This is a genomic window from Ruegeria sp. C2 (assembly GCF_056537765.1).
Map to the genome: position 1 here is coordinate 13,180 of NZ_JBQFRZ010000011.1, position 22,103 is coordinate 35,282.

17 protein-coding genes are annotated in these 22,103 nt (G+C 58.1%); 9 read left to right on the top strand and 8 right to left on the bottom strand.

Translation table 11 applies throughout. The annotated features are described in order from the left end of the window. The first annotated feature begins 49 nt into the window (after positions 1-49). On the top strand, positions 50-1,189 hold the full coding sequence (lptF, locus tag ACR0IV_RS19670; RefSeq protein WP_480660485.1) for an LPS export ABC transporter permease LptF: 1,140 nt from the start codon (positions 50-52) through the stop codon (positions 1,187-1,189). A 31-nt stretch (positions 1,190-1,220) separates the two neighbouring features. On the opposite strand, the gene ACR0IV_RS19675 is transcribed toward lptF, so the two are convergent. The 6 genes from ACR0IV_RS19675 to ACR0IV_RS19700 all read right to left on the bottom strand — a co-directional run bounded on the left by ACR0IV_RS19675 (position 1,221) and on the right by ACR0IV_RS19700 (position 6,960). Next, complete coding sequence (locus ACR0IV_RS19675; RefSeq protein ID WP_480660487.1) at positions 1,221-2,303, bottom strand: DUF1513 domain-containing protein; 1,083 nt, start codon at positions 2,301-2,303, stop codon at positions 1,221-1,223. A gap of 3 nt (positions 2,304-2,306) precedes the next feature. Further along, positions 2,307-3,314: an imelysin family protein gene (locus tag ACR0IV_RS19680; protein WP_480660489.1), complete on the bottom strand. Its 1,008-nt coding sequence runs from the start codon at positions 3,312-3,314 to the stop codon at positions 2,307-2,309. 1 nt (position 3,315) lies between these two features. Next, positions 3,316-4,815 carry a di-heme oxidoreductase family protein gene (locus ACR0IV_RS19685; RefSeq protein ID WP_480660491.1) on the bottom strand — a complete coding sequence of 500 codons (1,500 nt, stop codon included), beginning with the start codon at positions 4,813-4,815 and terminating at the stop codon, positions 3,316-3,318. Between the two features lie 22 nt (positions 4,816-4,837). Next, a complete protein-coding gene (gene bfr / locus ACR0IV_RS19690) occupies positions 4,838-5,323 on the bottom strand; it encodes a bacterioferritin (protein WP_480660493.1) in 486 nt (161 codons plus the stop codon). Continuing rightward, positions 5,271-5,564 (bottom strand): (2Fe-2S)-binding protein, encoded by a 294-nt coding sequence (locus ACR0IV_RS19695; protein WP_480660495.1) that lies wholly within the window; start codon positions 5,562-5,564, stop codon positions 5,271-5,273. The genes bfr and ACR0IV_RS19695 overlap by 53 nt, the downstream gene beginning before the upstream one ends. A 127-nt stretch (positions 5,565-5,691) precedes the next feature. Then, on the bottom strand, positions 5,692-6,960 hold the full coding sequence (locus ACR0IV_RS19700) for an imelysin family protein (RefSeq protein WP_480660497.1): 1,269 nt from the start codon (positions 6,958-6,960) through the stop codon (positions 5,692-5,694). A 267-nt stretch (positions 6,961-7,227) separates the two neighbouring features. On the opposite strand from ACR0IV_RS19700, the gene ACR0IV_RS19705 reads away from it, so the two are divergent. The 5 genes from ACR0IV_RS19705 (at position 7,228) to ACR0IV_RS19725 (ending at position 16,000) form a co-directional block, all read left to right on the top strand. Continuing rightward, entirely contained in the window at positions 7,228-7,716 is a 489-nt protein-coding gene (locus tag ACR0IV_RS19705; protein ID WP_480660499.1) for a ZrgA family zinc uptake protein, read from the top strand. A 169-nt stretch (positions 7,717-7,885) separates the two neighbouring features. Beyond that, the gene (locus tag ACR0IV_RS19710) at positions 7,886-8,860 is read left to right on the top strand and encodes a LysR family transcriptional regulator (RefSeq protein ID WP_480660501.1); all 975 of its coding nucleotides are present in this window, start codon (positions 7,886-7,888) and stop codon (positions 8,858-8,860) included. Positions 8,861-9,184: 324 nt separating this feature from the next. Further along, positions 9,185-12,820: a CHRD domain-containing protein gene (locus ACR0IV_RS19715; RefSeq protein ID WP_480660503.1), complete on the top strand. Its 3,636-nt coding sequence runs from the start codon at positions 9,185-9,187 to the stop codon at positions 12,818-12,820. A 64-nt stretch (positions 12,821-12,884) separates the two neighbouring features. Beyond that, on the top strand, positions 12,885-14,633 hold the full coding sequence (locus ACR0IV_RS19720) for a type I secretion system permease/ATPase (RefSeq protein WP_480660505.1): 1,749 nt from the start codon (positions 12,885-12,887) through the stop codon (positions 14,631-14,633). Then, complete coding sequence (locus tag ACR0IV_RS19725) at positions 14,630-16,000, top strand: HlyD family type I secretion periplasmic adaptor subunit (RefSeq protein WP_480660507.1); 1,371 nt, start codon at positions 14,630-14,632, stop codon at positions 15,998-16,000. The genes ACR0IV_RS19720 and ACR0IV_RS19725 overlap by 4 nt, the downstream gene beginning before the upstream one ends. Before the next feature lie 35 nt (positions 16,001-16,035). On the opposite strand, the gene ACR0IV_RS19730 is transcribed toward ACR0IV_RS19725, so the two are convergent. Continuing rightward, positions 16,036-17,346, bottom strand: coding sequence for a GH1 family beta-glucosidase (locus ACR0IV_RS19730; RefSeq protein ID WP_480660509.1), 1,311 nt, complete (start codon positions 17,344-17,346; stop codon positions 16,036-16,038). A gap of 1 nt (position 17,347) precedes the next feature. After that, entirely contained in the window at positions 17,348-18,379 is a 1,032-nt protein-coding gene (locus ACR0IV_RS19735) for a LacI family DNA-binding transcriptional regulator (protein WP_480660511.1), read from the bottom strand. A 215-nt stretch (positions 18,380-18,594) separates the two neighbouring features. On the opposite strand from ACR0IV_RS19735, the gene ACR0IV_RS19740 reads away from it, so the two are divergent. The 3 genes from ACR0IV_RS19740 to ACR0IV_RS19750 all read left to right on the top strand — a co-directional run bounded on the left by ACR0IV_RS19740 (position 18,595) and on the right by ACR0IV_RS19750 (position 22,095). After that, complete coding sequence (locus tag ACR0IV_RS19740; RefSeq protein WP_480660513.1) at positions 18,595-19,863, top strand: ABC transporter substrate-binding protein; 1,269 nt, start codon at positions 18,595-18,597, stop codon at positions 19,861-19,863. A 66-nt stretch (positions 19,864-19,929) separates the two neighbouring features. Then, positions 19,930-20,937 carry a carbohydrate ABC transporter permease gene (locus ACR0IV_RS19745; protein ID WP_480470632.1) on the top strand — a complete coding sequence of 336 codons (1,008 nt, stop codon included), beginning with the start codon at positions 19,930-19,932 and terminating at the stop codon, positions 20,935-20,937. Positions 20,938-20,946: 9 nt separating this feature from the next. After that, complete coding sequence (locus tag ACR0IV_RS19750) at positions 20,947-22,095, top strand: carbohydrate ABC transporter permease (protein ID WP_480470631.1); 1,149 nt, start codon at positions 20,947-20,949, stop codon at positions 22,093-22,095. Positions 22,096-22,103: the final 8 nt, after the last annotated feature.

Sequence of the window (22,103 nt, forward strand, 5' to 3'; positions counted from 1 at the left end):
ATGGCATAAGGTTCGCCGCAACGCCAACCGCCAAGATACAAGAGGTCGCATGTCGCGTTTTGATGGGTATTTCCTGCGGCAATTGCTGGTGCTGTTTGGCTTTTTCACATTGGTGCTTGTAGGAGTCTTCTGGATCACCCGCTCGGTCAGCCTGTTTGATCGTGTGATCAGCGGCGGCCAATCGGCGCTGGTGTTTCTGGAATTCACGGCCCTGACTCTGCCGACACTGATCCGGACGGTGATGCCGATGGCCGTGTTTGCTGCGGCTGTCTACGCAACCAACCGACTGAGCCGCGAGAGCGAGATGACGGTCATGCTGGCCACCGGCTCCAGCCCATGGCGGTTGGCGCGGGCGGTTTTGATGTTTGGCCTCTGCGCGGGGCTCATGATGGCTGTGATCAGCGTGTTTCTGCGGCCGGCCTCGGTCGAGCAGTTGGAACAGCGGCAGGCTGAAGTCGCGGGCGACGTGACCGCGCAACTGCTGAACGAAGGTGAGTTTCTGCACCCTGCGAAAGGTGTGACCGTCTATATCGGGGATATCGAACTGGACGGCACCCTGCACGAGGTCTTCGTCTCGGATCGTCGGGACGAGGCCAATCCGGTGAGTTATTCCAGCACCACGGCCTATCTGGTAAATCAAAGCACGGGCATCCATCTGGTGATGCTCGATGGCGTGGCGCTCAGATATGACCAACAGCGCAACACGCTGTCATCGACCCTGTTTCAGGATGCTACTTATGACATCTCCGAGCTGACCAGAAATACCGATAGCAGTCTGCGCAGCCGCGAGGCGATTCCAACAATCGAATTGCTGCAGGATATTGAAGCCGTCGCCAAATCAGACGAACATTCCGTGGGCCAGCTGGTCGAAGAACTGCATCAGCGGTTTTCTTGGGTGGCCATATGCATAGCCGTTGCGCTGGTGGGGTATTCGGCGCTGATGCTGGGCAGCTTCTCGCGCTTTGGTCTCTGGCCGCAGATTTTCGGAGCCTTCACAATCCTCGTGCTGCTTGAAGGGGTGCGAGGTTTTGTTGCGCCAGTCGTGATCGGCAATCCTCAGCTCTGGTTTCTACTCTATGTGCCTGCGCTGATCGGCGTCGTTTTATCTATCCTGTTTCTATCTGTCGCGGGGCGTCCTCTGTTCAGACGAGCCAACCGTGGCGGTACGCCTGATCCTGCAACGGCCTGACGTCTGCGGGTTTATCGCGTTAATGCACTACTCACCTGAATGAGCTGATACGGACCAAGTGATTGTCCCATTGGCAATCCGGGTTTGCCGTGATCGAGACGGTTTCGTGCAGACGCCCGAACGATCCTGTGCCGGTTGAGAAGACCAACCCTTCGGTGCCGGTGCTGAGGCCGCAGACATCTTCCAGCATATGTGTACCCGTCAGCGCGCCGCTGCTGACGTCGAAGCGATGCAACGTGTTGCCACGCGGGCAAGTGATGGCAACCGTCTGCCCATCCGCAGAAAAGGCGATGCTGCCAGCGTAGCCTTGCAATGCTCTTTGCAGGGCCCCGGGTGCGGAGATCAGACGCGGTGTCTCGCCACGGCGGTGGAGCCCCAACAGCGGAGGGTGCCGTGTCAGGCTGCCTTGCCATTGCATTGCGAACCCGACAAGCCCGTCGGCACGTACCGCCAAGTGGCGGATCGAGTTCTTATACAGGGTCTGCGGCAACGCCACCTGCTCCAGTATCGCACCCGACAGATCGGTATAGGTGAGGTTGGGTCGCATCATGGGCAGGTTCAGCTTGCTGCGGCCTGTATCCGGGTGGGTCTCGATCCCGCCATTGGCAATTGCCAAAACCTCTCCATCCGGCATCAGGCGCATGTCATGGGGGCCTGTGCCGCCAGAAGGGAACTCACCCAGCCGGGCAAAGCTGTTGGCATCCCAGACGCCGATCACGCCTTCTGCCGCGTCATAGTTATTCTCGGTGGTATAGAACCGGCTACCATCTGCTGAGAATGTGCCGTGACCGTAGAAATGGCGCCCTGTCGGAGCTTCAAGTTTTTTGATCAGCGCTCCAGTCGTGCAATCGATCACAAGGGCGAAGGTGCCGGGGCGACGGGCAAACGCGACGGCTTGAGCTTTGAACGGATGGGCAGCGGCGGCATGTCCGCGTGCGGGCAGAGGCACGGAAAACAGGATTGCCCCCTGACCATCCAAACCAGCCAGCCGATATGATCCATTCGGAAATAGCCCCGCGGCAAGAAACTCAGGGGCGCCGACAGCGGCCCAGCTACGCATGGGCGCTAGGCTGGAGGCGGCAAGCCCGGCCAGAAAGGTGCGGCGCGTGGCCATGGCTCAGTCTCCGTCCAATGAGTTGAAACCGGCGTTGATGCCAAGCGTTGGGCCAAGTTCGGTCGCGGTGATGGCGCGGATATCGTCAATCGACTGTTTGAGCGCCTCGACGCGGAGTCGGCCCTGCGGATCGGCGACTCCGGCAAATGCCGGGTCGTCCAGCGCTTGTGCCCGGTCAATGGCCCTGGAAAACGCAGCGTCCAGATCGCTGGCGATTTCGGGGTGGTCAAAGGACAGTCGCGCAGCCAGATCACGCAGGGCGACCAGAGAGAGCTCCACATGACGCAACGAGCGTTCGGACCGGCGTGCCTCGGCCCGGTTGGGGCGGGGGCGGTCAAAGGTGCCAATCGGGCGACCAAGGCGCGTATCCGAGGTGAACTGCAGCCCGACGCTCAGAGCTTTGAACAGCTCCTGCATGGCTTCATCGCCCGAGCGATAGGGGCTGTTTCCGCCCGGTTGTGTCAGATGCGGGGCGTAGCCCTGCCAATCAGTGTTGATCGCACCAGCATTGCGGTCGATATCGGTGGCGATGGCCCGGATCAACGCACAGCGATACGCAGCACTGCCCTGTTCCCCCATAGCCGGGTCATAAAGCATCCGTTCCAGCGCGAAGAATCCCCGCCCGGCGATCGAGGTCTCGGCAAAGGCTTCGGGGTCGTTGATGGTTGCGTCCTCGGCAGCGATCAATCCGGAAAGGGCCTTTGGGGTGAACCCCTTGGTGTCCGGCCAGAAGGCTAAAGCAAAGGCGCGGTCGTCGACCTCGGTTGGACCAAAGCGCAGGTGACTTGCGGAAACCCAGGCGTCGAAAGCGGCGTTAAAGGCGGTGCGTAGTTCGGCAGAACCGGGAGTGCAATCTGCCTGTGCCGCGTGTGACAGCCCCCCGGTCGCTTCGGACAAATCGGCGAAGCGCGGCAGGATGTGATTTTCAGTCACGTCGATAAGGATTGGGGCGCGGTCTTGCGCGTAAACCGCGAATGGCAGCAGGACACTGATAAGAGCGAGGGTGCGCATATCAGAGACTTTCCAGAAAACGGATCAAGGCGTCGCGGTCGGGCTTGGGCATTGAAACCACGGTATCGCGGGCAGCCTGCGCCTCGCCCCCGTGCCACAGGATCGCTTCGATCAATGACCTTGCGCGCCCGTCATGCAGAAATTGGGTATGGCCTGAAACACGCTCAGTCAGGCCTATGCCCCACAAAGGCGGTGTGCGCCATTCCTGACCCGTGGCGCGTGCCTCGGGGCGATTGTCGGCCAGACCTTCGCCCATGTCGTGCAGCAGCAGGTCGGTATAGGGCCAGATCAGTTGAAAGCTGTGCTCGGGTCGGTCGGGCATCCGATGTGTGACATACGCGGGCGTATGGCATGACGCACAGCCTGAGATATGAAAGACTTCTTTCCCGCGCAGAACCTGAGGATCATCGATATCGCGCCGACCAGGGACACCCAGATTGCGGCTGTAGAAGGCGACGAGATCCATACCAACTTGATCGATCTCATACGCACGTGCGTCGCCATCCCCATGCGGAGCATCGACGCAATTAATCTGCGCAGTTGTGCAATCGCCATGAGGCGCGGGGAACAGAGGGCTTGAGATGCCGATATCCCCGGCAAATGCAGCCGCCGATTGCTCCATAACCGTGGGCATCCCGGCCTTATGGCCAAAACGGCCCATCATGGGGGCGTCAAATTCGGCCGACCAGATGATGTTGGGGCGTCCCGAGATACCATCGCCGTTTGCATCCTCGGGATCGGCATTGGCCAGCAGGTCCTCGACCGGGATCGCTTCGAGCAGCCCCAATCCGATCATCTGCGGGGCGACCCGAGGGCTGAGCATCGCCTCGGGGTGCAAGGGGCCATAACCCAGATCAGCGGCAGCGTAAGTCGGTTTGCGAAGCGAGGCAGTCTCACCATCCGACAACGCCACCTCGATTTCTTCGTAAGTGATGTCCAGCCGATACTCCGCCGGATGCCCGGCCAGTGCGAAATCCTGCATCTGCCCGCCATAGTTCGGTTCGGGCAGGGTGGCGATATAATCGGCGATCTCGGCGGGGGCGTCTTCTGGCGGACCCGGGATCGAAACCCGTAGGAACATCGACACGGCGTTGTCGTCGGACCCGTTCGGCGTATGCCCACGCCCGTCCTTGATATGGCAACGCTGACAGGACCGTGCGTTATACAAGGGACCCAAACCATCCGAGGCGAGGGTCGAGGAAGGCGCGGAGACCCAGACTTTCTTGAACAGACCGTTGCCAACTTTGAAGTTCAGCTCTTGCTCAAAACTGATATTGGCCGAAGGTTGAGAGAACGCATCCGCATCTGTGCGCACGCGAACTGTGGCGGCCCCTGCGGACAGCTCTTCGAACCGCTGAGGCACGCTGAAATCCTCGGGCGCTGCGGTCGCGGCTTTGATCCGCGCAGTTTCTTCTGCGGTTCTGGGCAGGGTGTTCAGGTGGTGATCCTTCAGCTGAGACGTCGTGGTGTCAGCGGAAAGGGAGGGGGTGGCCACGAACATGGCCACCGATATCAGGGCAAGCTTACTCGCCTTCGTCCATCTTGGATGCGTTGAGTTGCGCATAATTGGCTTCGCCAATCCTTTCATACAGGTCGAGTTGCGTTTCGAGGAAGTCGATATGCCCTTCCTCGTCGCTGATCAGTTCTTCAAACAGGCCCATGGACACGTAATCCCCGGCCTCGCGGCAATATTCGCGGGCTTCGACATAAAGCGCCCGTGCGTCATGTTCGGCGGCCAGATCGCACTCCAGCGTTTCTTTCGGGGTCTGCCCGATACGCAGAGGGTCCAGTTTCTGCAGGTTGGGATGACCTTCCAGAAAGATGATGCGTTCAATCAGCTTGTCGGCGTGACCCATCTCTTCGATGGATTCCTCACGACTTTTCTTGGCCATGTGACCAAGACCCCAATCCTCCTGCAGGCGGTAGTGCAACCAGTACTGGCTGACCGCAGTTAGTTCATGCCGCAGAGATTTGTTGAGATATTCGATGACCTTGGGATCGCCTTTCATGTGCTTTCTCCTGTGATGCTCCGGACCGCAATGTACGGAGCTGCATGGGGACTTTCAGATTATCGTCTGCGCGCATTGTGTCGAGGAAAAGAGGCATGCACCCGCCACAATCCGCTGATTTTCCAAGGGCATGATAGATCTTGCCCGGGGTAATGATGGTCTGCGGGTCTGCTGCCCGCATCCAGTCGATCGCGGCGCGGATATCGTGGTCTGTGATATTAGTGCAGTGACATACAATCATGGCGACTCAGCCTGCTCATAGATATCTTAGTTAAATAGTTGGTTATTTGGTTAGCGTCCAGCGATAAGGCCCAAATCTTCGTGATTGGCAGAACCGGGCGCGTATGAAACGCGCCCGGTCAGGGGGCCTAGTGAAAGACCGCGTTCGGGTTATCCAGACTGTCGGAGCCTTCGAACTCGATCTGGTTCAGTTCCAGCGTGGTCACGATACGTTCGATGGTCTTGGTCTGATCTACCAGCCCGTCGACACCACCCATGATCAGCGCTTCTCCACCTGCGTTGCCGCGTTCGAGCATTTGGTCATAGGCAAAGCCAGCTTCGGCGGCCGTTTTGATGCGGCCCAGAGCCTGCATGGTATTTGCCAGCTTGGTTTTCATCTCCATGTCCAGCGCCGGATCGGCTGCTGTCACCAGATCCGACAACGACGCGCCTGAGACCGGAGTTCCGTCGATACGGGTATAGCTGCCAAGATAGACGTTCTGGATGCCCAGACCATCGTAGTAGTGGCTGTTATGGGTGTTGTCGGCAAAACAATCATGCTCTTCTTCAGGGTCGTTCAGCATCAGACCGAGACGCATCCGTTCGCCTGCCTGTTCTCCGTATGATAGCGAACCCATACCTGTCAGGATCGCACTGACGCCTGCGGTTTCATCCGTGGTCAAGGCAGCACGAGCTTCACCGCCTTCGGCCCACTGGGCGGTCATCCATTCCAGATCGCTGATTAGCAGGTCTGTGGCAGCGCTCAGGTACTGAGCGCGGCGGTCGCAATTGCCGTTGGTGCAGTTATCACCCTGAACATAATCTGAGTAAGGACGATTGCCCGCGCCAGCGTCGTGGCCGTTCAGGTCCTGGCCCCATAGCAGGAATTCGATGGCGTGATAGCCGGTGGCGACATTTGCCTCGATCCCGTCGGCTTCGTGCAGCGTGTCGGACAGCAACTCGGGCGTAATCTGGCTGGCATCAATGGTTTCGCCTGACAGATCGAAGCTGGGGTTGGCGATGACGTTCAGCACCGAGAATTCGTTCTCATCGCTGGGACCACCGTAAGAGGCGTCGACGTAGTCGATCAGACCTTCGTCTAGTGGCCATGCATTCACCTTGCCTTCCCAGTCATCGACGATGGCATTGCCAAAGCGATAAACCTCGGTCTGCTGATACGGCACGCGTGCCGCGATCCAGGCGGCACGGGCAGCGTTCAGGGTGGCGTCAGACGGGTCGGCGATCAGTGCGTTCACTGCTGTTTGCAATGTCTTTGCCGCGATCACGCTGTCTTCGTATTTTGCTTCGGCGATGTTGGCATAGGTGCTCAGAACATCTGCTTTGGATGGCGCTTCGGCCAAGGCAGCGCTTGCGATGCACAAGGTCAGGGCGCTGGTCGCGGCGAATGGTTTGGTCATGGGGCTTGGTCTCTCTGAAAAATCGGTTGGTAGTCCCGCGCCCTGGCGGGTGGGTGAGTTATTTCTTGATAGAATTAGTCAACAATGTCAACCTGAGTTTTATTGTCGGATATTTCGCCATAACTGCCCCGCCATAAATGGGGAGGGCAGGGAACTGGCGTCATTATTGCGTGGCAGTACAAATCGACTAAAATGTGCTAAATATTTTAGATGGTGATTGTTATGAAGTGCGTGGTTGTTTTTCTGTTTCTCCTTCCCGTCGCGTTGATGGCCCAGGAAGCTCAATCGTCAAATGCGCACGCGCATGGCGTCGGGCGCTTGGAAATGACGATATCGGAAACTGAGATTGCTTTGACATTGCAGGTTCCCGGCAATGATATCGTTGGGTTTGAACGCCCCGCCGAGAGTGAAGAAGATCGGGCGCGTGTCGCAGATGCGATTTCGGACCTGTCACAACCCCTTAACCTGTTCGAGCTTTCGCCTGAGGCGGGCTGCATGACGGCCTCGGCAAATGTGGCGCTGGTGGGTGATGCGTTCGGTCAAGAGGAGGCATCGGAGAATGGTGCAGCGCAGCACAATGAATTCCATGCCGACTATTTGCTGCAATGCGAGGAGATGACGGCGATTACAACTATCCGGTTTGCCTATTTTGAGCGGTTCTCAGAGGCCCGGCAGCTGACGGTCAAACTTTCCTCATCCAAAGGCACGCAGGATATCCTGGTGCAACGCGAGACACCTCTGCTGACCTTGCCGTAGGCATCTCCGCGTCAGTTCATAGCAATACACAATCTCTCACGAAGCCGAGACCTGAGGGAAAGATGGTTGCCTCACGCGCCTGGCGTAAGGCAGGTTGAGTGCGCCATCCCGCGAGTATGTATCCTTGATCCTAGGTACGCTGGCGCTGAATTGATTTGAGACATGAGTTATGAACCTGCGCGATCTTCAATATGTCATTGCCGTGGCCGAGCATCGGAACTTTACGCGCGCCTCACAGGCGGTGGCGGTCAGCCAGCCGGCGCTGTCAAACCAGATCAAAAAGCTTGAGGCAGAACTGGGCGTCGCGATCTTCGAACGTGGTAAGGATGGTGTCCTTCTGACCGGGTTCGGTCAGGAATTGCTTACTCATGCCAAGCAGGTCATTGAGATCGTGGATGGCATCGGCGATCTGGCGCGACGGCACCAGACAACTGAATTGCCCGCAATCCGTTTGGGAATGACACCGACCCTGGCCGCCTACCTGTCGCGTTACTTCCGCCAGCTGTTCGCCCAAGCCGTCCCGGATCGCAAGATCATCATTGTCGAGGAATATCCCGTCGCCCTGGCCAAGATGGTCGAGGATCGATCGGTCGATATGGCCTTTATTGCACGCAAGAGCTTTGATCAGATCTATCGTGGCTCGACCCGCCCGATGGATTTTACCTCGCTCTGGCTTGAGCCGCTCTATCTCGGTTTGCGCAAAGGCCATCCGCTTGGTCGCAAGTCCAGTATCTGGGCGCATGAAGTGCCCGCTGATCAACTGATCCGGTTTCCGATTTCGTTCGGCTATGATCTTGAACAGGATCTGCCCGAACCCTCGGAAACAGTCGCGGAGGAAACCGGCATCGACGTCACGACCGCCCGGTTCGAAACCGTGTGCCGCTATGTGGCGCAAAGCGACGCCTGCACGATGGTCAACGCCATCGCCGCCGAGCAGTTCAAACGCGATGGGTTTGGCCTGACTTTTCTGCCTTTCGACGACAAGGGCAATATGCGTGAACTGGGTGCATTGACCCGGCCACAATACCCCAACCCAGAGATCGTCGAGATGATGGGCAAACGGATCCATCTGGACCCGCCTCAGGGAACTGTAGCATCGCGGAATGCGAATCTGGTTAAAAAGCCGGTTCCAACTGACAACTGAGGCACGAGTCTTGGTTCCTAGCGCTGCCAGCCACCCCTGATCGCATCAGCCAATCATCACAAACTGCCATCACATGGCCCTACATATTCGTGAAATCATGGCACTGAATAATGTCGAATGATCGGCGACAATCATGCAACCATCAGAAATATAACAAGTAAATTGCTGCAGACCTCGCGACTTATGTGACTATTCGCGCAGGTTATGCACCTCATTCAAAGGAAGAATTTCAAAAGCTCAGGGTGACTCGCAACTGATGAGACAGCGGGCTGACGGCCTTGGTTCGATGTCCGTCCGATTTGTACTCATGCATGGAGATTCCCAATGCTTTCCGACTTTCTCGCAAGCCTGCGCGCCAGATTGCTGACGACCTCGTCACTGGCCCAGGAAACCGTCCGCGACGGCCAAACACTGACCAACGGGTTCTTTCAATCTACTGTCGTTGACAACACTCCGGCGTTTCTGCTGGACAACGATTTTGCGCGTCTTCTGAATTTCGGCCAGATCACCACCAACAATGCAGCCGCAGCCGTGGTTGTTGAAGGTGAGAACGCGCAGGTGTTCAACTTCCGCACCGGTAGCATCGAGGCAAACTCGGGGCCCGAGGTGCTGGCCACGGGTATTCAGGTTTCGGGCAGCGCTGATATCCGCAACTTTGGTGAGATCGCGGGCGAATTTAACGGTGTGCAGTTCGCGGGTGCGGGCAGCTCGGGCCTTCTGGACAACTTCCGGGGCGGTGTGATCTCATCCGACAGCCGCGCGGTTGATATTCAGGGCGAAGGCGTCAGCGTTCGCAACTTTGGCGACATTATCGGCACAGGTGATCAGCGCAACGGCACGATCTACACCAATTCGACCGCCGAAGATGTCAGCATCAGCAACTTTACCGGTGGTACGATCGACGCGGGCGAAGGCAACTTTGGTGCCGGTATCTCGCTGCAGGTGGGTGACGAAGTTGGCGACCGGGTATCGAACACCCTGTTCAACGGCTTTGGCGCGACCATTCAGGGCCGTGGCCAAGAGGCGTCGAACACCCCGGGCGCAGGGGACGGTATCCGCATCAACAACGGTGCCGAGGGTACGATCTCGGAAACCGATATCGTCAATAGCGGCCTGATCTCCTCTGAAAGCAATCAGGGCACTGCAGGTGGTATCCGCATCGCCGACGGCGCAGCGGCCGAAGGCCGTATCGTGAACACCTCTACCGGTGTGATCGAAGGTGCGCGGAATGGTCTTTATATCGGCAATGCCGAGCATGATCTGGACGTTCTGAACTTCGGCACCATCCAGTCCGGCAGCCGCGCGGTCAACATCGACGGCACAGGCGTGGATCTGGTGAACGGCGGCGTCATTCTGGGCACTGACGATCAACGGAACGGCACGGTCTATGCCGATGGCACCGCGGATGATTTCTCGGTTCGCAACCTGGCCAATGGCGTGATTGACGCCGGTGAGCACAACCAGGGCTCGGGCTTTGGGGCTGAGATCGGCGGGGCCGAAGATGGCGTCAACACATTCACGCTGGAAAACGATGGAATCATCATCGGTCGTGGCAACGCAGCTGCCAATGTCGGTCTGGCCGGTGACGGTGTGCGGATCGGCAATGTCGGCAATACCGGAACAACCGATGCCACCATCACCAACACGGGCACGATCCTGTCGGAAGGGGACAATGGAACCGTTGCTGGCGTGCGTGTCGTCAATAACGTGAACTTCAAGGGTACGCTGACCAACTCGGGCCTGATCGCAGGTGTGCAGAATGGTGTTTATTTTGGGACCAGCGATCACACCGGTGGCCTGTTCCTGAACACAGGCATTGTGACTTCGGACAGCCGAGCGCTGAATATCGATGGCAATGGTCTGGAAGTTCGCAACGAAAACGACATCCTCGGTACGGGCGATCAGCGCAACGGTACTGTCTACGCCGATGCCACCGCTGACAACTATACCTTCACCAACACCGGTCTGGTGGATGCGGGTTTTGGCAATAACGGCTCAGCCGTGGCGCTGCAAACCGGTGACGTGGACGGAGACGTGGTTTCGGCGGCGATCTTCAACGAAGGCACTTTCAAAGGTCGCGGCGACGCAACCGAAGGCAATCAGGTCGGCGATGGTTTGCGTCTGTTCAGCAATGTCGAAGATGCAAGCTTTGCCGGTCTGGTTCAGAACGAAGGCCTGATCGCAGGATCGGAAGACAGCGACGCAGCTGCAGGTATCCGCATCGATGGTGGTCTGAACATTCTGGGTGCCATCATCAACGAAGGTGAAATCTCGGGTCAGGTCAACGCGATTGACGCGACCGAGGCAGGCTCAGTGACATTCGTTAACGATGACGAAGGTGTAGTAAATGGTAACGTGTTACTGGGTGCCGGAGACGACATCGTTGTAGACTTCGGTCGGATCAACGGTGTCGTCGACGGAGGAGCAGGGGATGACGTTCTGATCGCCGGTCAGGGTAACAACGTGATCGTCGGCGGCCTTGGAAACGACTTCATCGAAGGTGGTGAAGGCTTTGACACAGCCGATTTCTCGGATCTGGATGTGTCCGTCAAAGTCAGCCTTGATGCCAACGGCAACGGAACCGCCGTGCGCGACACCGGCTTCAACGTGAGTGTTGTCAATCAGGCCGTGACCGCGCCCGGTCAGTTCGGGTCGGCCATTGCGGACGGTGCCGCGTTTGTGGAACAGGCTGCGGCAAACAACCTGTACTACAACATCCACACCTCCGATTTCCCGGCTGGTGAAATCCGTGGCCAGTTGCTGGTTGATAGCGACGAAACCGTGGACGGTATCCGTACCATCAAGCTGAGCGGTCCGCTGGACGCCGCGCAGGAGCCCGGGCCGCTGTCGGATAGCGAAGCCACCGGTTTTGCCACGGCAGTTGTTGTGCAGAACCTGCACACCGGCGAGGTGAGCTATTCCAGTGAGTTGAGCGTCACTGGCCTGAACGAAGCCGATCTGCAAACCCCGATCCCGGGTGTTGTTTCGGCGATCCACCTGCACAATGCACCTGCTGGCCAAAACGGTCCGGTGGTTCAGGATACGCTGGTGGATGCCGGTGCAACCCTCGACGTGGACGCCACAGGTGGCTCGGGTGTTGTCGGGCTGGACGTCATCGACAACCAGATCGAAACGGACATCCTCAGCTCGATCGAACGGGTTGTCGGCTCGGGTGACAGCGACACGATCGACCTGTCGGGCTTCGACGGTGTGGCAATCGATCTGGACCTCAGTGGCCCGGTACCCAGCCCTCTGGTAGACGGCGACGTAGGTCCGCAGGACGGGGCCATCATCCAGTTCGGCGAGATCGTGGCCGAGGTTGACGACTTCGAAAACGTGATCGGGTCGGAAGGCGATGACCTGATCCTTGGCAACAACGAGTTCAACGTGCTCGACGGTGCTGGGGGCAACGATGCCATCCACTCGTTCGGTGGGGCCGATATCATCATCGGCGGCGAAGGCATTGACACCGCGCTGTTCACCGCTGGGCCGGGCGTTGTTCTGGACCTTGACGAAGACGGCAACGGTGTCGCCAGCGTCAACGCGCCCGATGGGGTCACGCTGGATCAGGTCTTCGGGTTCGAAAACATCAGCGGCTCGAACAACGTGAACAGCCCGAACGGTGGCGACGACATCTTGTCTGGCAACTCGGGCGACAACGTCCTGCGCGGTCAGGCCGGTGACGACATCCTGAACGGTGAAGGTGGCAATGACGTCCTGATCGGTGGCGCCGGAGAAGACATCCTGATCTTCGAAGGTGAGTTCGGCCACGATGTGGTCGAAGAATACGAGACCGGCATCGACCGTCTGGACTTCACCGATTTCGGTCCGGATTTCCGCGACAATCTGAACATCGAACAAGACGGAGAAGATGCGGTTCTGTCCTTCTCGTCCGACAACTCGGTGCGTCTGGTTGGCGTCAACGCCTCGGATCTGACTGACGATGACTTTGTCGTCTGATCACTGACCCAACGGGGTGGCGGCGTAGGTCGCCACCCTTTCACCCTGAAAAGAGATCACCGTCATGTTTCAGAAAAAATCATCCGTCAAAACAGCCTGGGCCTCGTTGCGAGGCGGCTTTTTCGCAATCGGCTTTTTCAGCCTTGTCCTTAACCTTCTTATGCTCGCCGGTCCGCTTTACATGCTGCAGGTCTATGACCGCGTACTGACCAGCCAGAACATGGACACCCTGATCGCCCTGACCCTGCTGTTAGGCGGCGTGTTCATCGTCACCGGCCTGCTGGACCTGATGCGAGTCCGCATCCTGAGCCGGCTGGGCGCGCGGTTCGAGCTGAAGATCGGCGCACCACTGCTGCAGGCTTCGATCCGCCGCCGTCTGCAGGGCAAATCCACTGCCACGGACAATCCGTCCGCAGATATCACCGGTCTACGTGATTTCATCTCGGGCCCCACATTGATCACGTTTTTCGATGCGCCGTGGATCCCGATCTATCTGGCGGTGCTTTATATGCTGCACCCCTATCTGGGCGCGCTTGGCCTTTCTGGAGCGCTGACCCTTACAATTCTGGCCCTGATCAACAATTCGCGCGCCGCCGGCGTCATGCAGGACGCATCCCGCGCGCGCAGCAGGTCCGACGCTTTGTTCACCGCAAGTGAGCAAAATGCAGAGCTTGTCCAAGCAATGGGGATGAACGGTGATCTCGCCCGGCGCTGGACAGCTCTGCAACAGGATGCCCATGCGCTGAAAACCCGCGTGGCCGACCGCATCGCCAGTTTCTCGGTTCTGTCCAAGACGATCCGCATGGCGCTTCAGTCGGGCATGCTGGGACTGGGCGCAGCGCTGGCCATCACCGGGCAGGCCACGGCTGGGGTGATGATCGCTGCAACCATCGTTCTGGCCCGCGCGCTGGCCCCGATCGATCAGCTGATCGGCCAGTGGCGCGGCTTTCTGGCGGCACGCGGGTCCTACAAGAATCTGCGCGCTCTGGATGAGGCATTTCCCGCGCAGCCCAAGCGTTTGGCTCTGCCGCATCCGCAGTTCTCGATCAACACGGTGATTTCTCAGGCCGGACCACCGCTGGCGCGCAATGCCACCATCGGCGATATCGAGTTTGCATTGTCTGCGGGGGACGTGATGGCCGTGATCGGTCATAGCGGCTCGGGCAAGAGCACATTGGCGCGGATGCTGGCGGGGATATGGACCCCTCAGCGCGGGGCGATCCGGTTGGATGGGACGCCCATGGCGAAATGGGATCCGCAGGATCTGGGCCACTTGATCGGGTATCTGCCGCAAGACGTGCAATTGTTCGATGGTACGATCCGCGAGAATATCGCGCGCTTTTCAACCTCGGTCGATGACGCCAAGGTGTTTGAAGCCGCCGTCGCTGCCGATGTTCATGGCCTGATCAGCAATCTGCCCGATGGCTATGACACGCTGCTGGGTGACGGTTTCCACCTGTCGGGCGGTCAGAGACAGCGTATCGCGCTGGCGCGTGCGCTGTATGGTGACCCATTCATTCTGGTGCTGGACGAGCCGAACTCGGACCTCGACGCGCAAGGTGAGCTTGCCCTGCGTAACGCCATTCGCGGCGCCAGTGCACGCGGAGCCATCACCTTCGTGATGACCCACCGTCCCAGCACGCTGGAAGCCGTGAACAAGGTCCTTACGCTCAGCAAGGGCACTCAGACCGGCTTTGGCGACAAGGATGAGATTCTGCGCCCGCGTCAGCAAACCGACCTGCCGCGACAAGAACGTCCTCAGATTACGACTCGTGACACGCAGTCGTCTGTACGGAAAGGACCAATCCAATGACCCCTACAGTTTACAACGCACCCGAACAGGGCCTTCTACGTCTGGAAGATTATAATCGGGCCGAGCAAAAGCTTCCCGGTGCAGGTATAAAGGGATTTGTGATCCTGGGACTGCTGATCGTGGCCGGGTTTGTCGGAGGTTCGGTTTACTGGGCCGCCGCCTCAAAACTGGATGGAGCGGTTGTGGCTCCGGCGTCTTTCGTGGTCGAAGGTAACCGCAAGACGGTCGAGCATCTGGACGGCGGTATCGTGCGCACGATTTTGGTCGCCGATGGGGATCTGGTTGAGGCCGGGCAGACATTGGTTGAACTCGATAGCACCGATCTGGACGTCAACCTGGACGTTATCAAAAGCCAGTTGGGCGAGTTGACGGTGCGCCGCGCCCGTTTGGTTGCGCAAATCCGCGACGAAGGCCGATTCGAACGGGCAGATGTCGATCAGATGATGCGGGTCGAGATGAACAGTCGCGACTGGCAAGATGCGTTCCTGACGCAGAAATTGCTGTTCGATGCCGAAATTCGTACGCGGACAGCCGAGAAGAATCTGCTGGATCAGCAGATCGCCAACCTGCGGGACCAGATCGCAGGGCTTCAGGCCCAGCGTCAGGCCAATGCGCGCCAGATGGACATCACGCGTGAAGAGCTTGGCAATCTCGAGACATTACAGGACAAAGGGTTGGTCGCCGCGAACCGCGTCAACAGCCGTCGGGTCGAGGTCGAGCGCCTGATCGGTGTCGAGGCCTCCTTGACCACGCAAGAAGCTCAGGCACGCAACCGGATCAGCGAATTGCAATTGGGCAGTATCGGTCAGCAGAATCAGCGCGCCGAGGCAATCTCGACCGAACTGGCGCAAGTTGAGGCGTTGTTGGCCACGCTGGAGCCGCAATATGTGGGTGCTGCCGAGCGTCGCAAACGCGTCGCGGTCACCGCCCCGGTCAGCGGGCGTGTCGTGGGCCTAACGGTGTTTACATCAGGGGGTGTTGTGCGTCCGGGTGAGTCCATTCTGGACATTGTCCCGGCCGACCAGCCTCTGATCGTTGAGGCCCGTGTGAATACGGCTGATATCGAGAAGCTGTTTGTCGGTCAGTCGACCCGCGTGCGTCTGTCGGCCTTTGATCAGGGCGAGGTGCCCGAAGCGACCGGCAGGATCACCGATATCTCGGCAGACAGTCTTGAGGACGACCGCACAGGACAGCCCTATTATCTGGCGCAGATCAAGCTGGACGAGGCGCAACCAGAACAGGTGGCCTCGCTGGAGCTGGTGCCGGGGATGCCTGCGGATCTGTTCGTGAATACTGGTGAACGTACGGCGCTCAGCTATCTGGCCCAACCGCTCAGGGACCGTCTGGCACGGACTTTCATCGAGTGATTTGATAGCCGCCGACATCTGCGTCGGCGGCTATCCTAACTGCGGGATAGAGCGCTTTGCAGCGCGCGGTAGGAGGCTTTGGGCCTCCGCTCCAGCGTCTCGAAATCCACATCGACCAGTCCGAAACGCTTTTCATATCCCAGGGCCCATTCGTAATTGTCGAGCAGCGACCATACGAAATACCCTTTGACTGGGACACCTTGCTCCTGCGCCCTACGAACCTCGGCTAGGTGTCGATCCAGATAGTCGATCCGGTTCTGATCCTGCTGACGATCCTGGCTCGCCATCCCGTTTTCGGTGACATAGATCGGCAGGTCGCCTGTGTGGTCCTTTGCAGTGCGGATCAGGAAGCGCGAGAGGGCGGCGGGATCGATCTCCCATCCCATCTGGGTCTTGGGTAGAGGGCCGGGCACCTCTTGCAGAGAGGGCCATGGCGTGTCAGCAGGCGCAATCAGTTTGCGTGTATAATAGTTCAATCCGCACCAGTCGACTGGCGTGCCGATGGTGTCAAAATCGTCCTGCCAGCCTTGGGGCAGATGAGGGGAGAGACCCTCCAGAACGTTTTCGGGATAGGCTTTGTTGAATACACCGCCCAGAAAGAAGCGATTGTAGATGCCGTCATAGAGTGCGGCAGCCGTTTGCGCCCCGGCGCTGTCGTCGGCGGGTTCAGCCCATTCCAGATTGAACACCGCTCCCAGATTGGACATGCCCAGGGCGCGCATGGTTTGAATGGCATGACCATGCGCCAATAGGACGTGATGCATCGCGCGTGCGGTGGCACGGATATCGCGCAGGCCGGGGGCGTGGTGACCTTCAAAATGGCTCAGCCAACTCACACACCATGGCTCATTGATCGGGGCGACGCTGTGCATCCGGTCACCGATGCGCCCCATGATGACCTGCGTAAAGTCGGCAAACCAGCCCGCAATATCGCGATTGCGCCAGCCGCCCAGATCGGCCAGCGGCGAAGGCAGCTCCCAATGATAAAGCGTGGCGCATGGCTTGATGCCGCGTTCCAGCAGTGCATCTGCCAACCTGTCATAGAAATCCAACCCTTCTTGATTCACCTGGCCGCGCCCCTCGGGCAGGACCCGCGCCCAGCTGGTCGAGAACCGATAGCAGTCGAAACCTGCGTCCCGGATCAGGTCGAAATCTTCTTCGAACCGGTTATAGTGATCACAGGCCACGTCCCCGTTTTCCGCATGCGCAACGTTGCCTGGGGTGGCGGCAAAACTATCCCAGTGAGTTGTGCCTGCACCGCCTTGGACATGCCCCTCGATCTGATAGGCCGAGGTTGCCACGCCAAATAGGAAATCTTGAGGAAAATCTATGCGTTTATGTTTCATATCAATCCCTTCGCAGCGCAGGCCCGGTTGAGCTACCAACAACCAGCTCAGCCTCTAGAAGTCGCGTTTTTGGTGGGTCATTGGGTGCGTTGATCCGTTCGATCAACATTTCTGCTGCCAGCTCTCCGGCATGTCGGACGGATGAACGCGTTGCGGTGAAAATCGGTACGTCCTGCCCGTTACGCATGTATGACAACTCATCATCATGGGCGATGACTGAGATATCACGGCCCATCTTCAACCCGTTCTCTTCCAGTGCGCGCCGTACCCCCACCGCAGAGATAATGGACGAGGCCAGAATTGCCGTGGGCGGGTTCGCGAGTTTCAGCATGTCGCAAGCAGTTTGGTGCCCGTAAATCTCGGTCATTTCGGCGCTGCGCAGCAATTCCGGATCAGGGGTGATCCCGGCTTCGGCCAAGGCTGCCATATAGCCGTTTCGGCGGCGCTGGGCAAAATCCATCTCTTCCAAGCCGTTGATGAGTGCAATTCGACGATGCCCGAGGTCGATCAGAAAACGCGTCGCACGCTCGAAGGATCGCTGGTTGTTCACGTCGATCCAGTCATAAGGAACTTCTGCGCCGGTCGAGCGACCGTGGACGATAAACGGCACTCCCATCCGGGACAGAACCGAAATCCGCGGTTCGTTCACCTTTGGGCCTTGCAGCACAATGCCATCCACTACGCCGCGATTAAAAAGGCTGCGATAGGAGGCCTCGATCGATGTATCAGGCGCATGGGTGAACATCATGTCATAGTTGTTATCGGCGTATTTCTGCGCCGCGCCGGCAACAAAATCCCCAAAAATCGGATTTACCATCTCATGCTGTGATGAGGTGGGAATCACATGGCCGATCACCATCGAGCGCCCTGTAGCCAGCCCTTTGGCACGACTATTTGGGCGGTAGCCGTGCCTGTCGGCAGCGGCCTGAACTCGGATGCGCGTATCCTCTTTCACTTCGGGGTACCCGTTCAACGCTCGGCTGACCGTTGTCTGTGAAAGGCCGAGTATTTCCGAGAGCTGCTTTAAGTTCATGGCTTTCAAAGCGCCTTCAAAAGTTGATTTACATTGTTGTGATTCGAAATCCAGTTTCCGTCAACCTGTTTCGCTAGATAAGCAAAAGTATTCGATCTTATGGCGATGGAGTAACGAAATGTTGACAGAGCTCAAATGTTAGCGGATAAACTCAAACATTCAAAGCGCTTTGAAAAACGAATCTCGATGCGCGGAACATACTGGGAGGAGAATTCATGAAACACTCGCTTTATGCAGGTGCGGCCACGTTCGCCCTGATGGCGGGCGCGGCGCAGGCTGACAAGGTGACTGTGTTCGGGCCATGGCTGGGGCCGGATCAGGAGAATGTCGAAAAGGTTCTGGATGGCTTCGCCGCCGCGACGGGTCATGAGTATGCCTATGTTGGTTCGGACAGTTTCGAGCAGCAGATCAGAATTGATGCCGAGGCCGGGTCGGCGCCGAATGTTGCTGTCTTCCCTCAGCCTGGGCTTGCGGCGGACATGGCCAAGTCGGGATTTCTGGCCCCGCTGGGTGATGGAACAGCGGATTGGATACGGGACAACTATGCCGCAGGTCAGTCCTGGGTTGATCTGGGAACTTACCCGGGCGCGGACGGACAGGAGCATCTGTACGGCTTCTTCTATAAGGTCGATGTGAAGTCGCTGGTCTGGTACGTGCCAGAGAATTTCGAGGATGCGGGCTATGAAGTCCCAACCACGATGGAAGAACTAAAGGCGCTGACCGACCAGATTGTAGCTGACGGAGAGACGCCGTGGTGTATCGGGCTGGGGTCCGGTGGCGCAACCGGATGGCCGGCGACGGATTGGGTCGAAGACATGATGCTGCGTACGCAGTCGCCCGAAGACTACGACGCCTGGGTCGCGAACGAGATGAAGTTTAACGACCCTAAAGTCATCGCAGCGATCGAAGAATTTGGAGCCTTCGCCCGCAATGACGACTATGTAGCAGGTGGTGCCGGTGCGGTCGCAACAACAGACTTCCGTGATAGTCCGAAGGGCATGTTCAGTTCTCCTCCACAGTGTTACCTGCATCGTCAGGCGTCATTCATCCCTGCTTTCTTCCCAGAAGGCACCGTCGTCGGTGAAGATGCGGATTTCTTCTACTTCCCCGCATATGAAAGCAAGGATCTGGGCAGTCCAGTTCTGGGGGCTGGTACGCTTTGGGCAATAACCAATGACAGCCCTGCTGCACACGATCTGATCGCTTACCTGCAAACGCCCGAAGCACATGAGATCTGGATGCAGTTGACCGGTTTTCTAACCCCCCACAAAGGCGTTGATACCTCATTGTTCTCGGACCCAACGCTGGCGAAAATGAACGACATCCTTCTGGGCGCGACCACGTTCCGATTTGACGGCTCCGACCTGATGCCGGGCGGCGTGGGTGCGGGCACCTTCTGGACCGGTATGGTCGATTATACCGGAGGCAAGCCTGCACAAGAGGTAGCCGATGAAATCCAATCCTCCTGGGATGCGCTGGACTAAGCGCGTCTGAGACCGGGTGGCCTACTCAGCAGGCCGCCCCAATCCCCTTCTGCAACGGAGAGCGTCATGCATCCGGCACTTCAGGGCCTGCTGACCATCGCCATCGGCGTGTCGGGCTGTGTGGGCTATTTCTATCTGTCGAACCAGTTTCTGGACAAGGTTCTGTTCCCGGCGCGCGGACCGAATGCGGGTCGCAATATCAACCGTGCCAATATGATCCGGCCCTGGCTATTTCTGTTTCCTGCGCTGCTCGCTCTGGGCCTGTATCTGGCCTACCCGGTGGTTGAGACGCTGCGCCTGTCGCTGACAGATCGCATCCCCGGGGGCGGCTACGAATGGGTTGGCCTTGAAAATTATCGCCAGATGGCCGCCGAGCCGAAATTCTGGGAGGCCATGCGCAATAATATGCTCTGGCTGATTGTGGTTCCGGCGATGTCGACAGCGTTTGGGCTGCTGGTGGCACAACTGACCGACCGGATCCGCTGGGGCAATGTGGCCAAGGCACTGATCTTCATGCCGATGGCGATTTCGTTTGTCGGAGCCTCGGTGATCTGGAAGCTGGTCTATGACACAAGGCCAGCGGAACAGGATCAGATCGGCATCCTGAACGCGCTTTATATCTTCTTTGGCGGAACCGAGCCGCAGACTTGGCTGACGATCCCATTTTGGAACAGTTTCTTCCTGATGATCGTGCTGGTCTGGATTCAGACCGGGTTTGCCATGGTTATCCTATCTGCCGCACTGCGGGGCATTCCAGAAGAGACCATCGAGGCTGCCATTCTGGACGGTGCGAACCCGTTCCAGATCTTTTTCAAGATTAAGGTACCGCAGATCAAGACCACAATCCTCGTGGTGTGGACGACGATCACGATCACCGTTCTAAAGGTCTTTGACATCGTTTTCGCCATGACCAACGGGCAGTGGGAAACTCAAGTGCTGGCCAATTACATGTTCGACAAGCTGTTCCGCGCCAATGATTGGGGCGTGGGATCGGCTTCGGCCATGGTGATCATGCTGCTGGTGACACCGATCCTGATCTGGAACGTGCGCAATGCGCGCCAAGAGATGAAGTAGGGGGCTGGCATGAACGATATTGCAGGAACCAAACCGGCCCTCAGATGGGTGGTCCATGCCTCAGTCGTATTACTTGTGGTGCTATGGGTCTTTCCGACGCTGGGTCTTCTGATCTCGTCCTTTCGGACGGCGGATCAGATTGCGACCAGCGGCTGGTGGCGCTCGCTGTTTCCGTCCGAGCAGAACCTGACACTGCGCAGCGCAGCGCCCGATACGCAGGCCCTTGAAAATGGGGTTTACGTCATCGAAGGCAATCTGTTTGACGCAGGCGTGACGGCCAAGATTTCGCAGTGGGGCGTCAGCTCTCGCGCAATCGATGCGTTCAAACCGGGCGAAACGGCTGAGCTTCGTCGAGGTGGAGATATTACGGTTGACGCTGATGGCAACTACCGGATGAAGAACACCGAAGAGTTCTCGGGCAGCCGCGGCGCGCGCGTCTTTGTAACGGCCGAGTTGCCGCCTGAATTCACGCTAGAGAACTATCATAAGGTGCTGTTGGCTGAAGACAGCACCGACAGCATGGGCAAGGCCTTTTTCAACACACTCACGGTAACGATCCCGGCAACGATCATTCCGATCCTAGTCGCCGCCTTTGCGGCCTATGCGCTCGCTTGGATGGATTTCCCGGGTCGTGCCCTGCTGATCGCAGCTGTGGTCGGATTGCTGGTCGTACCTTTGCAATTGGCACTGATCCCGCTGCTGAAACTTCACCTGAGCATTGGGATTCCCAAAGGGTATCTTGGCGTCTGGCTCGCGCATACCGGTTTCGGGATGCCGTTGGCGATTTACCTGCTGCGGAATTACATGGCCGGGCTGCCTCGCGATCTAATTGAAAATGCGCGGGTCGATGGCGCGACCGAGTTTCAGATCTTCACAAAACTGATCTTGCCGCTCAGCTTCCCGGCCTTGGCCTCATTTGCGATCTTTCAGTTCTTATGGACATGGAACGATCTGCTAGTCGCCAAGGTGTTTCTGATCGATGCCACCGGCCAGACCACGGTGATGACCAACCGCATCGTTGAGCTTTTGGGTACACGAGGCGGCAACTGGGAAATCCTAGCCACAGCGGCGTTCGTCTCAATCGCGGTACCGCTGGTGGTCTTCTTCGCAATGCAAAAATATCTGGTCCGCGGTTTGCTGGCCGGGTCTGTAAAATAAGGGCGTGT

What these genes read in the sequence shown, in the direction of transcription:
- lptF (WP_480660485.1), top strand. Translation starts at nt 50, where the DNA reads ATGTCGCGTTTTGATGGGTATTTCCTGCGGCAATTGCTGGTGCTGTTT.
- ACR0IV_RS19675 (WP_480660487.1), bottom strand. Translation starts at nt 2,303, where the DNA reads ATGGCCACGCGCCGCACCTTTCTGGCCGGGCTTGCCGCCTCCAGCCTA.
- ACR0IV_RS19680 (WP_480660489.1), bottom strand. Translation starts at nt 3,314, where the DNA reads ATGCGCACCCTCGCTCTTATCAGTGTCCTGCTGCCATTCGCGGTTTAC.
- ACR0IV_RS19685 (WP_480660491.1), bottom strand. Translation starts at nt 4,815, where the DNA reads ATGTTCGTGGCCACCCCCTCCCTTTCCGCTGACACCACGACGTCTCAG.
- bfr (WP_480660493.1), bottom strand. Translation starts at nt 5,323, where the DNA reads ATGAAAGGCGATCCCAAGGTCATCGAATATCTCAACAAATCTCTGCGG.
- ACR0IV_RS19695 (WP_480660495.1), bottom strand. Translation starts at nt 5,564, where the DNA reads ATGATTGTATGTCACTGCACTAATATCACAGACCACGATATCCGCGCC.
- ACR0IV_RS19700 (WP_480660497.1), bottom strand. Translation starts at nt 6,960, where the DNA reads ATGACCAAACCATTCGCCGCGACCAGCGCCCTGACCTTGTGCATCGCA.
- ACR0IV_RS19705 (WP_480660499.1), top strand. Translation starts at nt 7,228, where the DNA reads ATGGCCCAGGAAGCTCAATCGTCAAATGCGCACGCGCATGGCGTCGGG.
- ACR0IV_RS19710 (WP_480660501.1), top strand. Translation starts at nt 7,886, where the DNA reads ATGAACCTGCGCGATCTTCAATATGTCATTGCCGTGGCCGAGCATCGG.
- ACR0IV_RS19715 (WP_480660503.1), top strand. Translation starts at nt 9,185, where the DNA reads ATGCTTTCCGACTTTCTCGCAAGCCTGCGCGCCAGATTGCTGACGACC.
- ACR0IV_RS19720 (WP_480660505.1), top strand. Translation starts at nt 12,885, where the DNA reads ATGTTTCAGAAAAAATCATCCGTCAAAACAGCCTGGGCCTCGTTGCGA.
- ACR0IV_RS19725 (WP_480660507.1), top strand. Translation starts at nt 14,630, where the DNA reads ATGACCCCTACAGTTTACAACGCACCCGAACAGGGCCTTCTACGTCTG.
- ACR0IV_RS19730 (WP_480660509.1), bottom strand. Translation starts at nt 17,346, where the DNA reads ATGAAACATAAACGCATAGATTTTCCTCAAGATTTCCTATTTGGCGTG.
- ACR0IV_RS19735 (WP_480660511.1), bottom strand. Translation starts at nt 18,379, where the DNA reads ATGAACTTAAAGCAGCTCTCGGAAATACTCGGCCTTTCACAGACAACG.
- ACR0IV_RS19740 (WP_480660513.1), top strand. Translation starts at nt 18,595, where the DNA reads ATGAAACACTCGCTTTATGCAGGTGCGGCCACGTTCGCCCTGATGGCG.
- ACR0IV_RS19745 (WP_480470632.1), top strand. Translation starts at nt 19,930, where the DNA reads ATGCATCCGGCACTTCAGGGCCTGCTGACCATCGCCATCGGCGTGTCG.
- ACR0IV_RS19750 (WP_480470631.1), top strand. Translation starts at nt 20,947, where the DNA reads ATGAACGATATTGCAGGAACCAAACCGGCCCTCAGATGGGTGGTCCAT.